Here is a 15778-nt window from a genome sequence, read left to right on the forward strand (position 1 = left end):
GTTACACTTCCTTTTCCCATACTATTTTGCCGCTCGCGATTGTCAATTGCGGCCAGCCCTTACAAGCCCAGCCTGCAAATGGAGTATTTTTTCCTTTAGATAAATATTCTTGTGGGTCAATGACTCTTTCTTCCTGCAAGTCCAAAAGAACAATGTCTGCAGGAGCTCCTACTTCAATGGTTCCAAATGGAAGTGAAAAGCTGTCTGCCGGCTTTTTCGTCAAAAACTCAATTAACTGTTCTAGTGTCATAATGTTCTTTAAGACGAAATGTGTATAAAGCAATGGGAATGCTGTTTCCAAACCGACAATTCCAAAAGGAGCAAGCTCCATTCCCTCACCTTTTTCTTCACTTGTATGCGGTGCATGATCGGTTGCAATAAAATCAAGTGTTCCGTCTAACAGTCCTTCAATTAACGCATCCCGATCAGAAGAATCGCGAAGCGGTGGATTCATTTTATAATTGGGATCAAGTCCTGGGATATCATCTTGTGTCAATATTAAGTGGTGTGGTGTTACTTCCGCAGTGACATTAATTCCCGCTCTCTTTGCATCACGTATCACACGGACCGATTCTTTGGTACTAACATGGCAAACATGATAATGGCACCCTGCTGCCTCAGCAAGTAATACATCCCTGGCTATCTGGACAGACTCACAAACGGATGGAATTCCGTTTAATCCATTCCTCTCCGAAAAAGACCCTTCATGCACACAACCCTTATTTATTAATGTGTCTTCTTCACAATGGGCAACAATGGCTACATTCTCTTCAGCTGCCTTACGCATTGCTTTTAACATCATCTCAGCAGACTGAACGCCGACACCGTCATCAGTAAATGCAAATGCTCCTGCATTTTTTAACGCTTCAAAGTCTGTTAAGTCTTTTCCAAGTTGTCTTACTGTGATTGATGCATAAGGTAAAACCCTTACGTTTGCTGTTTCTTCGATTCGTTTCTGCACCCATTCCATTTGTTCTTTAGAATCTGGAACTGGTCTTGTATTCGGCATTGCTGCTAAGGTTGTATATCCACCTCTAGCGGCAGCGAGTGTACCCGTCGCAATCGTTTCTTTTTTCTCGCCGCCGGGCTCGCGGAGATGGACATGTAAGTCGATAAATCCTGGTGATACCAATGTCCCTGTTGCGTCAATTTTTCGATCTACATTAGCTTCCATTTGATTCTCTATTTTTGTGATGATTCCATCTTCTATTAAAATATCCCCTTGTTTACTTTGGCCATTAGATGCTATGTAACTGGCGTTCTGAATAAGTAGTTTCATTCTCATACACTCCTTTTATGCTTTCTAGTGACCTCTTTAAGACAGCCATTCTTACATATACTCCATTTTCCATTTGCTTAAAAATTCTTGACCGTTTACATTCGACTAAGCTATCAGCTATCTCAACATTTCGATTTACTGGTGCGGGGTGCATAATTATACTACGAGACTTCATGTTCTGTTCTCTTTCCAAGGTTAGACCAAACTGTCTATGATAATCTGCTGCTGTATAGCTTCCCTTCTTTTGGTGGCGTTCATGCTGAACACGAAGTAGCATGACTACATCAGCCTCGACTACTGCTTCATCAATTGGTCTAAATCTGGCTGCACTTAGACTATGTTGATCAAACCATTCCTCTGGACCAGAGAAAATAACATCTGCTCCTAATCTTGTGAGTGTATCTGCATTCGAACGTGCTACTCTACTATGCCTTATGTCACCTATGATGGCAATTTTCAAACCTGTAAACCCACCAAACTCCTGATAGATAGTTAAAAGGTCTAGAAGTGATTGTGTAGGATGATGACCGCACCCATCTCCTCCATTAATAACTGGTATCGAAATTTTTCCAACAAGTTCATCAAAGTAACGATCTTGCCCATGGCGTATAACAATGGTATTAACGCCAATAGATTCAAGTGTTTTTACCGTATCGTAAAGTGTTTCTCCTTTTTGTACACTTGAGGTTTGGACTTCAAATGGAATAACATTTAAACCTAATCTTCTTTCTGCCACTTCAAAACTTGATTTCGTTCTTGTACTTGCTTCAAAAAATAAGTTTGCTGCAAATAATTGCTCTCCTGATCGCCATTTCATTCCTTCAGCAAAATTCTGTGCATCTGTTAAAATTTGATAAATCTCTTCAACTTTTAACTCATTTGTGGTTAGCAAGTGATTTAACATGCTATTCCCCCATCTCTCAATTTGGTAAAAAAAGACCCTGATTTAAGGAAATCAGGGTGCAATAAAATCTAACAAAGTCCATAAATGTGCAGACACATTACAATGGCACTCAGTATTACACCCTTATAGCCTCTCTGGACTACTTTTAAAAGGTTGATTACTCTTATGCAGTTTTTTGATTATCTTTTTCTACTGTTTGGTTAAACATATCTTCACTTACTGGCTCTCTGCCAGGAAGGATTAGGTGTAGAAGAACGCCGGCTATTGCAGCAAATGCCATTCCTTGAATTTGAAAGGATTCTGAAACTTTTATAAATGCTCCGCCAATTCCGATGACAAGAATGACCGATGATATCACCAAGTTACGATTATTACCAAAATCAATTTTACTGTCAACGAGCATCCGTAAACCTGATGAAGCAATAATTCCAAAGAGCAGGATGGAAACCCCACCCATTACAGGCGTTGGGATTGTACTGATTAATGCCGTTATTTTTCCGATAAATCCAAAGATAGTAGCAAGAACTGCCGCACCCGCAATGACATAGACACTGTATACTCGAGTTATTGCTAGGACACCGATATTCTCTCCATAAGTTGTTTTTGGTGGTCCGCCAATCAATGCAGAAATAATAGTTGCTGCTCCATCCCCTAAAATGGAGCGGTGTAAACCTGGTTCTTTAATGTAATCTCGCCCAACAACTTTACTTAGTACAAGCTGGTGTCCAATATGCTCTGAAAGAGTAACAATCGCGACTGGTACCATTAGAAGTGCTAAGTCCCAAGTTATTTTAACCTCGTAGCTTACAAATGGAATGATGAATTCAGGCATTTCAAACCAACTTGCTTCCAACACTGGCTTAAAATCAACAATCCCGATTGCAAAAGAGTAAAGATAGCCGACAACTATACCTGCCAGAATTGGGATTATGCTTAACATTCCGCGCATGTAGATGGTACAAATAATGGTTGCTGCTAATGTTACCAAAGCCGCAGAGAAATGTATCAAGCTATATTCACCTGCTGGATTATTCATTGCCATACTAACAGCTGTACCAGCAAGTGCTAAGCCGATAACAATTATGACTGGACCGACAACGATTGGAGGTAGCAAATTCATTATCCAGCGATGACCTGCTTTACTAATCACTAGAGCTACAATTCCGTAAACCAGACCTGCTAGGAAGGAGCCAATCATTGCGCCGCCTGGACCAGCTGTTGCTTTTGCTGCAATGACTGGAGCAATAAAAGCAAACGAGGAACCAAGGTACGCGGGTACCTGCCATTTTGTTATCATTAGGAAAGCGAGTGTTCCTAAACCACTTGATATCAATGCAATTGCCGGGCTTAATCCTACAAGATAAGGAACAAGAATGGTCGCTCCAAACATTGCAAATAAATGCTGTAAGCTTAAAGTGAGCCATTGTGCAGGATTGGGAATCTCTTTCACGTCTAAGATTGGTTTATTGTTCAATTGTTTCTCCCCCACAATCTTTTTATTTATTAGTGCGCATTTTTCTCAAAAAAAATCCCTCTTTGTCCATGAGTGTACAAAGAGGGTATAGAAATGCCGTAATAACCGAGCCGGCAAGTTCCCCCCTTTTCAGCCTCACAGGACTGTATTTAAAAGGGTTACTATTTACTTTTCAAAGATACTTACTTGGTCAAGCTTATCGACTTCTAGTAATTCAACTACTACCTTTTCACTGCTTGAAGTTGGAATGTTTTTACCAACATAATCTGCTCTGATAGGAAGTTCACGGTGTCCACGGTCAACCAGAACAGCAAGTTGTATTGAAGAGGGACGACCTAGATCCATAATAGCGTCCAGCCCTGCTCTAACAGTTCGACCTGTATATAAAACATCATCAACGAGAATAACTTTTTTATCTTTCATTTCGACTGGAATATCTGATCCCTTAACGAGTGGTTCTTGATCTTCTGTTTTCTTAGTTAAATCATCCCGATATAAGGTTATGTCCAATTCGCCAACAGGTATCGGTTTACCTTCAATCTCTTCGATTTTGGCAGCAAGTCTCTCCGCAATGAATATTCCCCTGGTCCTGATACCTACAAGTACACAATCCTCAATCCCTTTATTTTTTTCAATGAGTTGGTGCGCGATTCTAGTTAATGCCCTTCCAATTGCTTGTGCGTCTAATAATACTGCTTTTTGGTTCATTATTTACACCCGCCTATTATAATAAAAAAACCTCTCACCTTGAGGTGAGAGGTACAAGAGTTAATTAGTTTGGGCATAGGTATCCCAACCAATTTATCCGTTTCCTTCTCAGCCTCACTGGACTGATTTAAAGGCATATTCAACTGTTGTTATCGTACTTTAATTCGACAAATATGTCAATGATTATTTCGCAATTGCTCTAATACCTCATCAAATTCTTTTGGTAATGGAGCTTCGAATTCTAGGTATTCGTTGGTTCTAGGGTGGTTAAATCCTAGAATTCCAGCATGTAATGCCTGTCCATTTATATCCAATGTTTTTTTCGGACCATACTTGGGGTCACCTGCAAGCGGATAGCCAATGTATTTCATATGAACACGAATTTGGTGTGTCCTGCCGGTCTCCAGTTGACACTCCACAAAGGTAAAATCCTTTAACCGTTCAATAACATGGAAATGGGTAACAGCATGCTTCCCATTATCCACGACGGTCATACTTTGCCGATCCTTTGTATCTCTTCCAAGCGGTGCATCAATCGTTCCAAAATCGTGCGGTATCACTCCATGTACAATAGCTCTATACTTACGAGTAACGGTCTTTTCCACTAATTGGTTAACAAGCTTTTCGTGGGCCATGTCATTTTTAGCAACCATTAATAGACCAGATGTATCTTTATCAATGCGATGAACGATACCAGGTCTTAGAACACCATTTATTCCTGATAGATCTTTACAATGGGCCATTAAACCATTAACAAGTGTCCCTGTTAAATGTCCAGGTGCTGGATGAACCACCATTCCGCTTGGTTTATTAACCACTAAAACATCCTTATCCTCGAAATAAATATCTAAATCCATATCCTCTGGAATTACGTCAAGCAACTCTGGGTCTGGAATACTAATCTCGATTTCATCATTTAAACTGCATTTATAATTTGTTTTGATTGTTTGTCCATTTACCAGGACATTTCCTTCTTTAATCCATTGCTGAACCTGTGTTCTTGACCATTCTTCATCTAAAGTTGAAATAACCTTATCAATTCGATCGCCTTTTTGTTGTTCAAGAATGGTGTGTACCATTTTCTCCATATGATTTCTCCTTTGTTTCACGCTCATCACGTAGCATTTGAATCATTAATAATACTACGCCAATGACTAAAGCCGAATCCGCAATATTAAAAACTGGGAAGTTATAATTGAAAATATACGTATGAATAAAATCAACAACTTCTTTACGAAGCAAACGGTCGATAAAATTTCCTATTGCTCCGCCTAGCATAAATGCTAAGGAAACACCTAACAGCCACTTACCTTTTGCTTCTTTTTGAATGTAATAAATGATCGCAATAATTACTATAGCGGTAATCACATAGAAGAACCACATCTGTCCTTGCAGGATCCCCCATGCTGCTCCCCGATTTCGGTGAGAAGTAATATACAAAAAATCCTCAATTATTGGGATACTTTCACCAAGATACATTTTTGTGACGATCAACCATTTCGTCACTTGGTCTAATAAAATAATAAAAATTGCGATTAAATAATAAAACACTAAGGAATACCCCCATCTCACGCGTTGACTTTACTCCTTAGCATTTTAGCATAATCTTCAGCGAAACGACAATGTAACGTTAGAAAAACGTAGAATTAATTGGTTTTCTATAAAAATGCTCCAAAATTTCTGTATCCCTAGATGACTTTATCGTTGGCATTATTTTCAAAAGATTATCGGGTAATGGTTCACCAGAAGTTTCACACTGCCCAAAATTACCCTCTTCTAACTTTTGAATGGCAGTAGAAATATCCGCCAGTTCATCCTCTAATATCGTGATTATCCAATCATTTTTTTGCTTATTTTTCAATGATCTTAAAATTTCTAATTGTGTTTTACGGAGTTCCCAAAACAGCTGTTCCTGCATTGCATTCATAGTTGTAACCTCCGTTAAGTCATTTCTTATATTATCTCTCCATAAATCGTACCGACTCGGGAAAACATTTGACATCAACAACAACAATTAACTGAAAAGGTTAAAAAATGAAAAAACCCCATGAATTTATCATGGGGAATTCCTTTTAAATATAGGAAAGTATTTTGAACTTAGTTTACTGTCTAGCGCAAGCGGACCTAGCGGCTAGTGTCCTTCGCTCTCCGCCCTACGCTAAGTAAAGCACGAATGCGCCTACGGCTCTTCGTGTTTCCTTTATCTCAGTTGGAGCGCTCCACAAGGAACGCTTCGGCAGCGTAAACTTCGCACGAAGGAAAAGCGTTAGCTTTTACGAGGAGGCCATACGCCGCTGACCACTAAGGAAAGCTCCTTAGAGTAATCATCGCAGGAACAAGCTGTACTTTAGCTTGTTCCGAGGGCGCTTGCTCTTTTCTTATGCTAAGTGTGTATAGTTTCCTTTAACCACTTCTGCACAACGTGGGCAAAGTGTAGGGTGCTCTGAATCTTTACCGACTTCAGGTGTCACAACCCAGCATCGTTCACATGTTTCACCTTCGGCTTTGGTAACAACAATAGCAGCTGTATCCAATTTAATTGCATTTTCAGGTGCTTGATCATAGCTTCCTGCGACTTCAAATCCAGAGATGATAAATAATTGTTGCACATTCTCATAAATAGAGTCTAACAAGTTTTTCGTATTATCATTCACATATAAGGAAACCTTTGCAGTTAATGACTTACCTATAACCTTTTGATTTCTAGCTTCTTCTAGTGCTTTTAAAACATCATCACGAAGCTTCATGAATGAAGTCCATTTTTCTTCTAAAGCAACTGCATTATTTAGTTCCTGGTATTCTGGCATATCTGTTAATTGAACACTTTCTTCCGTAACAGCAGGAATGAATTTCCATACCTCGTCTGCAGTATGCGAAAGAATTGGTGAAACTAATTTTGTTAATGCCAGCAGCGATTCATATAAAACCGTTTGAATTGCACGACGCTCATGATTATCAACGGCTTCAATATATAAAACGTCCTTAGCAAAATCAAGATAGAATGCACTTAAATCAAGGGTACAGAAATTATTTACCGCATGATAAATTCCGGCAAACTCGTAATTTTCATAAGCATTTCTTACAGATTTAATCAGTTTATTCAGTTTCACAAGCATAAACTGATCAACTTCACGTAAGTTTTCATATGCTACCTTGTCAGTGGCAGGATCGAAGTCCGCTAAATTTCCTAATAAGAAACGGAAAGTGTTGCGGATTTTCCGATATACTTCTGCAACTTGTTTGAGAATAGCGTCTGATACACGAACATCTGCCTGATAATCAACCGAAGCAACCCAAAGTCGTAAAATATCCGCGCCTAATTGTTTCATAACCTTCTCAGGTAAAACAACATTTCCTAAGGACTTACTCATCTTTCTTCCATCACCGTCTAAGGCAAATCCATGGCTTAGGACACCTTTATAAGGAGCTTTCCCTGTTACTGCAACGGCAGTAGATAGTGAAGAGTTAAACCAGCCTCGATATTGGTCTGATCCTTCTAGATATAAATCAGCTGGTCGGACTAAATCCTCTCTTTCTAAAAGCACAGCTTGGTGCGATGATCCGGAATCAAACCACACGTCCATGATATCTGTTTCTTTTGTAAATAATCCATTCGGACTTCCTGGATGTGTAAATCCTTCTGGCAGAAGGTCCTTTGCTTCACGCTCGAACCAAATATTTGAACCAAGTTCCCTAAACAAACCTGAAACATGTTCAATCGTTTCATCTGTTATGATTTCCTCACCATTTTCAGCATAGAATACTGGAATAGGAACTCCCCAGACCCGCTGACGTGAAATACACCAATCCCCACGGTCACGGACCATATTAAATAGTCGGGTTTCACCCCAAGCTGGTACCCATTTTGTTTCTTTAACCGCTTGAAGCAGGTCATTTCGGAAGTCTTTTATTGATGCGAACCATTGAGCTGTGGCTCTAAAAATAACTGGCTTTTTTGTTCTCCAATCATGTGGATAGGAGTGAGTAATAAACGAAAGCTTTAAGAGAGCTCCTGCTTCTTCTAATGCTTGAGAAATTGGCTTGTTTGCCGCATCATAAAATAATCCTTCAAAACCTGGTGCTTCACTAGTCATTACACCTTTATCATCAACAGGGCAAAGTACTTCAAGTCCATACTTTTGGCCAACATGGAAGTCATCCTCCCCGTGTCCAGGTGCTGTATGAACGCACCCTGTTCCAGCATCAGTTGTAACATGTTCACCTAGCATTACTAAGGAGTCACGGTCATATAATGGGTGTGCTGCAAGGATATTCTCTAATTCATTTCCTTTTACCTTTTGAATAACAGCCGCATCTTCCCAGCCTATTTCCTTCGTTACTGCTTCAAGAAGGGCTTCTGCTACTAAGTATTTGTTTCCGTTCACTGCAACTACTACATAAGTTAGGTCTGGGTGTACCGAAATTCCTAAGTTAGCTGGAATCGTCCAAGGTGTAGTCGTCCAGATGACAATTTGAACATCTGTATCAAGAACCCTTTTTCCATCCTTAACTTTAAATCCTACATAAATGGAAGGTGATTTTTTATCCTGATATTCAATTTCAGCTTCAGCAAGAGCTGATTCGCTTGAAGGGGACCAATATACAGGTTTAAGACCTTTATAGATATAGCCTTTTTTCGCCATTTCTCCAAAGACTTTAATCTGTTGCGCTTCATATTCGGGCTTAAGCGTAATATATGGGTTTTCCCAATCACCACGAACTCCGATACGTTTAAATTGTTCACGCTGATTGCTAACTTGTTCAAGGGCATATTTTGTACAAAGCTGACGGAATTCAGCTACCGTCATCTCTTTACGTTTTACTCCTTTATTTGTCAAAGCCTGCTCAATTGGCAAACCATGTGTATCCCAGCCTGGAACATAAGGTGCATGATAGCCGCTCATCGACTTAAAGCGTACAATAAAGTCTTTTAATACTTTGTTTAGTGCGTGACCCATATGAATATCACCATTGGCATATGGAGGTCCATCATGAAGCACAAACATTGGACGCCCGGCAGTACGCTCCTGAACTTTTTTGTAAATATTCATTTCATCCCACTTAGCCTGAATATCAGGCTCTCTTTGTGGAAGATTGCCACGCATTGGAAATTCAGTTTTTGGCATTAATAACGTATCTTTATATTCCATTTTCTTATTCCTCCTGTAATACTCATCATAAACAGAATTGCCAATAGACAAATAAAAAAACCCTCTCATCCCATAAAAGGGACGAGAAGGTTTTATTCCCGCGGTACCACCCTGATAAATAGTCCAAAAATCTACTATCCTCTTTAAGATTCGTAACGTGAATAACCCGCCATAACTTAATCTTCTTTAGAAAAGAGTTTCAGTCTGGGACTCAAGGGTGATCTTCCAATTTCTCACTTTTCCCAGGCTTCCACCATCCCCGGTTCGCTAACAAAAGTTTTGAAAAATTGTACTGTCCCTCTCATTGTCATTACCATTCTTTATTTACCTATTAAAAAATTATATGCGAAATAATACCAATTCGTCAAGCTAAGGAATCTTCCTCTTGATGTATCTTAAGTTCAGTTGCATCAACCTCATACTCTAATAAATGATCCCAGTCATCCGTATTTAGCATATCTAGCTGGGCTTCAATCAACATTTTAAAACGAGTACGGAATACTTTTGATTGCTTCTTCAAATCCTCGATCTCCAGAGCAATTTTTCTAGCTTTAGATAGCGACTCATTTACAATACGATCGGCATTCTTTTCTGCTTCCTTTATTATAAGCTTGGCTTCTTTTTGTGCATTGCGTTTTACATCCTCACCAGCTTCTTGAGCAATAACAATAGATTTGTTTAGGGTTTCTTCAATATTTACAAAGTGACCTAGACGGTCCTTCATTTCATTTAGACGTTCTTCCATTTCTTTCTTTTCACGAAGGACTAATTCATAATCCTTAATGACTTGATCTAAAAATTCATTTACCTCGTCTTCATCGTAACCACGAAAACCTTTATTAAATTCCTTATTGTGAATATCTAACGGCGTTAACGGCATGTTGCCACCTCCAAGAATCTTTCTTCTGTATGTATTAAGTATATAAAGCAAATATTCGACAATGTTTTCGAAATTCCTGCAAAAAAAAATAAAATTTATTTTTGCTTTCCGACAACCATTCGCCACTTATCCTTTTTTGTTCTTCCTTCAATAGACAAAATTTTCACTCTGCCATAGCCTCTTAATGAAAACAAATCACCTTCCGCACATTCAAAAGAATGATTTTCAATCGATGTCCAGTTCACCTTTACCAATCCTTGTTGAATGAATAGCTGTGATTTTTGCCTGGATATATGATGAATCCCAGAAATAATCGTATCGAGCCGTAAAGAGGACACTGTGATGTCCTGCTCCATCCATAAATTATCTGCCGTAATTGCTTCATCAAGAGCTAACTCTTTTAATCGTATAGAGGCCCTGCCAATTGATTCTAGATTATTTTTAATATAGTCACTGATTTCCGCAGCAGAAAAAAATTGAACTCGTCCATTTTTCATTACTATGTCGCCAAATTTCCCACGTTTTAATCCAAGGGACATGAGTGAACCTAGAACTTGGGGGTGTTCGATCGAAACAAACTTAATAGGATACTCGATTTCAAAGAGATTAATTTGAAATTCCTCTTCCGTTGGTATCAGGTAATCCGGCATGATGAGTGCTCTTTTTCTTTCACTTCCAGAAACCCCGCCAAAAAGCTGATATTTTAAATTTCCATTCTCACCTATTAGGACCTTTAAAATATGCTGCTCTCTTGGATCAAGAAAATCCGTAAGTTTAGATGTATAGCTGGAATCAACATAATCCTTCCAATGTAATACTTGATCAATAAATTCCCGTTCCTCCGGGCGAAAATGCTGATAAATATTCATGTTAAACTCCTCAGGCCTATTAGACTAAATTACGAAATTAAGGTTTGCAAAACCCTTAAGCCTTGCGGGGCAAAAGATAATACAAAAAACGCAGCTAAAGGAGAAAGGTCCATCATACCAATTGGTGGAATAATTTTTCTAAAAGGTTCTAGAAATGGTTCACATAGCTTACCAAGAATTGTCCCAATCTGCGAGTCTCTCATATTCGGGAACCAGGATAATAGGATATAAATGATGAGCATCCATTTATAAATTCCAAGTAATTGGACCAAAAAGTTAAAAATCATATCCATTTCTTTTTACCACCTCGTATCTAGATATTCTTGTTCCTTCACTAATTCAGAAATATTGCCAGAAATCTCAACATTATCAGGAGTACATAAAAATATACTGGACCCTATTTTTTGAATGTCTCCACCTAATGCATAGACAGCTCCACTCAAAAAATCGACAATTTGTCTTCCTTCTTCGTGACCAATTCGCTGAAGATTTACGACAACAGCTCGCCGGTTTTTTAAATGGTCGGTAATGTCTTGGGCTTCTGCATATACTCTTGGTTCTACTAAAATTACTTTTGAGGCCTTTTGGATACTCTGCAAACTTACAACATTTTGAGGTTTCAATGGCTGTTGTTTTTGAGGCTTTATGGGTTCGACCTTTTCAAATTCATCCTGAGTATTATCATCGTAGTCCTCATCTAAAAAGAAAAATGTTTTTAATTTCGATTTAATCGTCATCTTTTCTCCTCCTCACCAGCCACACCGACAAGTGCATTTCCAATTCTAATCATTGTTGCTCCCTCTTCTATAGCTATTTCAAAATCGTTTGACATCCCCATAGAAAGCTCTGTACAAGGGGCATAATCAAGATTACAATTCTTTATTTGTTGACGGAGCTCTTTTAGCTTTCGAAAACAGTTTCGAAGTTGTTCTTCATCATCCGTTAACGGGGCCATCGTCATTAAACCTTCAATACTAATGTTTTCATACGGGCGAAGGTCTTTGATAAAATTTAATACCTCTTCAGGAGCTAGTCCATGCTTTGATTCTTCCTGTGAAACATTCACTTGGACTAGGCATTTAATCTTTTTCACTGCACGTTTACTAATTTCCTCTGCTAGTGAAATTCGATCTAAAGAGTGAATATATTCTACCTTATCAATAATATTTTTAACTTTGCGTGTCTGCAGGGTGCCAATAAAATGCCATACGGGCATGTCCCCTAATACTTCCCACTTTTTTAAAAGTCCATCATCTCGGTTTTCACCTAGATTTATTATACCAGCTGTGAGCGCCTCATTTGCTCTTTCAATACTGACATATTTGGTAACGGCAATCAGTTTCACTTCATCAGGAGTCCGATTTACCCTTTGACATGCATTGCTTATTTGCTGACTGATATGTATGAGATTTTCTGCAACCTTCATTCGGAGGTCTCCTTCCATCCTATATAACTTAACATCCTTCCTGTTTTACCTTGGTCACGGCGATGAGAAAAAAATTCAGACTGGTCACAACTTGAGCATAGTTTAGAAATTTGAATGTTTTTTTCAGGGACCCCGCTCTTAAGAAGAATCATTTTATTCAGTTCTCGCAAGTCTAATGTATATTGACCAGCTTTTATTGTATTATATGGTTTTTTTTCGACATCTTCTAGTGTATTTTCTACAAAGTTAATTACATAATCATTAACAATATAACATTTTTCACATATGGACGGACCTATAGCTACAAAAATTTGATTAGGAGCGATTCCTTCCTCTCTCCATTTCTCTACCATTTTCCGTGCTATTTCATTTACTGTTCCCTTCCAGCCTGCATGTGCAGCACCAATCATCCTGTGATCAGGAGAAATAAAAAAAAGAGGGACACAATCTGCATAGCAAAGAGTTAATAAAATTCCCTCTTCATTCGTATAAAAGCCATCGGTCCCCTTAAAAGCATTGTCATAGGTATCTGCACCTGTACCACGGTCAGCTTTGGTAATTTTCCTAATTACAGTATCATGGGTCTGTTCAGCGCCTACCCAATGATTTAGTGGAAATTGGATAAGGTTAGCCAACTTGTTCCTGTTAGAACAAACAGCTTCCACCTGATCTCCAACATGAAAGCCCATATTTAGATTTTCAAAAACTCCTATGCTGCTGCCGCCTTTTTTGGTGGTTAATCCAGCAACAAGCCCCGGATTCATTTCCATCCAGTTTCTAATTGAGAAATATGATTGATTATGATGTGCAAAGGGTTCCATACTCAACCTCGTTTGTTTTTTTCTAGTTTACCATGAATCGTTTAATTGGTCACCGTAAGAAGATGATAACTATACTTCCATTTCTTCCGCAGACTTTTCTTCAATAGTCTTGAATCTTACCAATATTACATCCTGACCAATTTTAATAATATTTCTCCACGGAATAACGATATCTTCTTCCCGTCCAAAAAAACCTAAAACTTTACCGTTACCAGTAACGATAACCGCTTCAATTTTACCTGTGGAAAGATTAATTTCAATATCACCAATGTTTCCAAGCTTTTTGCCATCAGACACATTTACAACATCTTTAATCTGAAATTCAGAAATTTTCACCATCTCTCTCACTCCCACCATTTTGATACTAATGAAAATATATGATTTGATTGGTCAATTTATCTGTATTTAATAGAAAAAATAAAACTGCCCCTAAAGGGCAGCTTTAACTTTGAATATTTTTATTCATTTGTTTGATGGCAGCTTTTTCTAGCCGAGAAACCTGCGCTTGTGAAATCCCGATTTCGTCGGCTACTTCCATTTGCGTTTTGCCCTGGAAGAATCGTTTTCTTAAAATTAACTTTTCTCGCTCATTTAATCGGCGCATACCTTCTTTTAATGCAATTTCTTCAATCCAGTGAATATCTTTATTTCGTTCATCACTTAATTGGTCCATCACATAAATAGGATCGCCGCCATCGTTATAGATTGGTTCAAACAAGGACACTGGATCTTGGATAGCATCTAATGCAAATACTATTTCTTCGTGAGGGACTTCTAATACTTTTGCAATCTCCTCAGCAGTTGGTTCCCGTGAAGTTTCACTCATTAATCGTTCCCTTACTTGTAGCGCCTTATAAGCGATATCTCTTAAGGACCTCGAAACGCGAATTGGATTATTATCGCGCAGGTACCTTCGTATTTCGCCGATAATCATTGGTACGGCATAAGTGGAAAACTTAACGTTTTGACTTAAATCAAAGTTATCAATCGATTTCATAAGCCCAATACAGCCAACCTGAAACAGATCATCAACAAACTCGCCACGATTGTTAAACCGCTGAATAACACTAAGAACGAGTCGTAAATTTCCGTTGACGAGTTTTTCTCGTGCTGTAATATCGCCCTCTTGCATTTGCTTGAAGAGTAATCTCATTTCTTCATTTTTTAATACAGGAAGTTTTGATGTATCTACGCCACAAATTTCAACTTTATTTCGAGTCAATCCCTTTTCCCTCCTCATAGGAGTTGCTGTACAAAAAACAGTATCTCCTTGAGCAGGAAAAATATGCACTTGTACTTTCTAAGGAATAGCCCTGAAATTGTCGAAAAATACGATTATGACTTTAGTTTCAAAGGTCTTTCAGCATGAAAAAAATTCTTTTTTTTCCATTGTCCAGCTCCAGCGCCTAGCCCCTCGAGTCATAAGCCAATCGCTTCGGAAGGCAAAGAGCGCCTTTGTCAGCGCTCGTCTTATGCTTGTCGTGGCTGGGAAAAAATGAACTGCTTTTTTCCTTGAACCAGGCGCTTCCGCTTTTCTTCATCAAACCATTTTATTAAATTCTTTTCTTAATCTTTTAATAATTCTTTTTTCCAACCTGGATATATACGATTGAGAAATCCCAAGCATATCGGCTACATCCTTCTGTGTTTTTTCTTCACCATTGGTTAGACCGAAGCGCAGCTCCATGATTTGCTTTTCCCTATCCGTTAATTGGTGCAATGCCTTGGTTAATAATTTTCTGTCTACATTTGCTTCTAAATCCTTCGTAATAATATCATCATCTGTTCCTAATACATCAGATAATAATAATTCATTTCCGTCCCAATCGATATTTAATGGTTCATCAAAGGAAACTTCAGATCTTATTTTATTGTTTCTGCGCAGGTACATGAGGATTTCATTTTCAATACATCTGGATGCATATGTAGCCAGCTTAATTTTTTTCTCAGGATTAAACGTATTGACCGCTTTAATTAAACCAATGGTTCCAATACTAATTAAGTCCTCAATGTTAATTCCAGTATTTTCAAATTTCCTAGCAATGTAGACAACAAGTCTCAAATTACGTTCTATTAATATCGATCTAGCTGCCTTATCACCACCTGGAAGCTTATTTAAAAGCAGCTCTTCTTCATCCTTACTTAAAGGAGGCGGTAAGGCTTCGCTGCCGCCAATATAATAAACTTCATCACTTTTAATTCCTAATTTGATTAGTATCTTATACCAGTAGTAGGATAAGCGAAGTCTCCATTTTTTCACGCAAGTT

Annotated in this window: 17 protein-coding genes and 1 other annotated feature; all 17 genes read right to left on the minus strand. The window is 38.4% G+C overall.

All coding sequences use genetic code 11. The features are described 5' to 3' along the window. Nucleotide 1: 1 nt before the first annotated feature. Nucleotides 2-1279, minus strand: a complete 1278-nt coding sequence (locus TR08_RS01700) for a dihydroorotase (RefSeq protein WP_045515351.1) — start codon at nt 1277-1279, stop codon at nt 2-4. Continuing rightward, a complete protein-coding gene (locus TR08_RS01705) occupies nt 1239-2183 on the minus strand; it encodes an aspartate carbamoyltransferase catalytic subunit (protein ID WP_045515353.1) in 945 nt (314 codons plus the stop codon). Before TR08_RS01705 ends, TR08_RS01700 begins: the two co-directional genes overlap by 41 nt. A 163-nt stretch (nt 2184-2346) precedes the next feature. Further along, entirely contained in the window at nt 2347-3657 is a 1311-nt protein-coding gene (locus TR08_RS01710; RefSeq protein ID WP_045515354.1) for a solute carrier family 23 protein, read from the minus strand. Nucleotides 3658-3822: 165 nt separating this feature from the next. Then, nucleotides 3823-4365, minus strand: a complete 543-nt coding sequence (pyrR, locus tag TR08_RS01715) for a bifunctional pyr operon transcriptional regulator/uracil phosphoribosyltransferase PyrR (RefSeq protein WP_045515355.1) — start codon at nt 4363-4365, stop codon at nt 3823-3825. Between the two features lie 176 nt (nt 4366-4541). Further along, nucleotides 4542-5453, minus strand: coding sequence for an RluA family pseudouridine synthase (locus tag TR08_RS01720; protein ID WP_045515356.1), 912 nt, complete (start codon nt 5451-5453; stop codon nt 4542-4544). After that, nucleotides 5425-5916, minus strand: coding sequence for a signal peptidase II (gene lspA / locus TR08_RS01725; protein ID WP_045515357.1), 492 nt, complete (start codon nt 5914-5916; stop codon nt 5425-5427). Before lspA ends, TR08_RS01720 begins: the two co-directional genes overlap by 29 nt. A gap of 79 nt (nt 5917-5995) precedes the next feature. Continuing rightward, a complete protein-coding gene (locus TR08_RS01730; RefSeq protein WP_045515358.1) occupies nt 5996-6292 on the minus strand; it encodes a hypothetical protein in 297 nt (98 codons plus the stop codon). 451 nt (nt 6293-6743) lie between these two features. Beyond that, nucleotides 6744-9515, minus strand: a complete 2772-nt coding sequence (gene ileS / locus TR08_RS01735; protein ID WP_045515359.1) for an isoleucine--tRNA ligase — start codon at nt 9513-9515, stop codon at nt 6744-6746. A 74-nt stretch (nt 9516-9589) separates the two neighbouring features. Then, nucleotides 9590-9829 (minus strand) — a binding site (T-box leader). Nucleotides 9830-9879: 50 nt separating this feature from the next. Continuing rightward, complete coding sequence (locus TR08_RS01740) at nt 9880-10395, minus strand: DivIVA domain-containing protein (protein WP_045515360.1); 516 nt, start codon at nt 10393-10395, stop codon at nt 9880-9882. Between the two features lie 95 nt (nt 10396-10490). Then, complete coding sequence (locus TR08_RS01745) at nt 10491-11264, minus strand: YlmH family RNA-binding protein (RefSeq protein WP_045515361.1); 774 nt, start codon at nt 11262-11264, stop codon at nt 10491-10493. A 29-nt stretch (nt 11265-11293) separates the two neighbouring features. Further along, a complete protein-coding gene (locus TR08_RS01750) occupies nt 11294-11557 on the minus strand; it encodes a YggT family protein (protein WP_045515362.1) in 264 nt (87 codons plus the stop codon). Nucleotides 11558-11563: 6 nt separating this feature from the next. Beyond that, nucleotides 11564-12001 carry a cell division protein SepF gene (locus TR08_RS01755; RefSeq protein ID WP_045515363.1) on the minus strand — a complete coding sequence of 146 codons (438 nt, stop codon included), beginning with the start codon at nt 11999-12001 and terminating at the stop codon, nt 11564-11566. Further along, complete coding sequence (locus tag TR08_RS01760) at nt 11998-12690, minus strand: YggS family pyridoxal phosphate-dependent enzyme (RefSeq protein ID WP_045515364.1); 693 nt, start codon at nt 12688-12690, stop codon at nt 11998-12000. Before TR08_RS01760 ends, TR08_RS01755 begins: the two co-directional genes overlap by 4 nt. Then, a complete protein-coding gene (pgeF, locus tag TR08_RS01765; protein ID WP_045515365.1) occupies nt 12687-13511 on the minus strand; it encodes a peptidoglycan editing factor PgeF in 825 nt (274 codons plus the stop codon). Before pgeF ends, TR08_RS01760 begins: the two co-directional genes overlap by 4 nt. Before the next feature lie 69 nt (nt 13512-13580). After that, nucleotides 13581-13850: a YlmC/YmxH family sporulation protein gene (locus TR08_RS01770; protein WP_045515366.1), complete on the minus strand. Its 270-nt coding sequence runs from the start codon at nt 13848-13850 to the stop codon at nt 13581-13583. Between the two features lie 103 nt (nt 13851-13953). Continuing rightward, on the minus strand, nt 13954-14733 hold the full coding sequence (gene sigG / locus TR08_RS01775) for an RNA polymerase sporulation sigma factor SigG (RefSeq protein WP_045515367.1): 780 nt from the start codon (nt 14731-14733) through the stop codon (nt 13954-13956). A gap of 318 nt (nt 14734-15051) precedes the next feature. Next, nucleotides 15052-15771, minus strand: coding sequence for an RNA polymerase sporulation sigma factor SigE (sigE, locus tag TR08_RS01785; RefSeq protein WP_045515369.1), 720 nt, complete (start codon nt 15769-15771; stop codon nt 15052-15054). Nucleotides 15772-15778: the final 7 nt, after the last annotated feature.

Source organism: Neobacillus niacini (assembly GCF_000759675.1).
GTDB classification, from domain to species: domain Bacteria; phylum Bacillota; class Bacilli; order Bacillales; family Cytobacillaceae; genus Neobacillus; species Neobacillus niacini_A.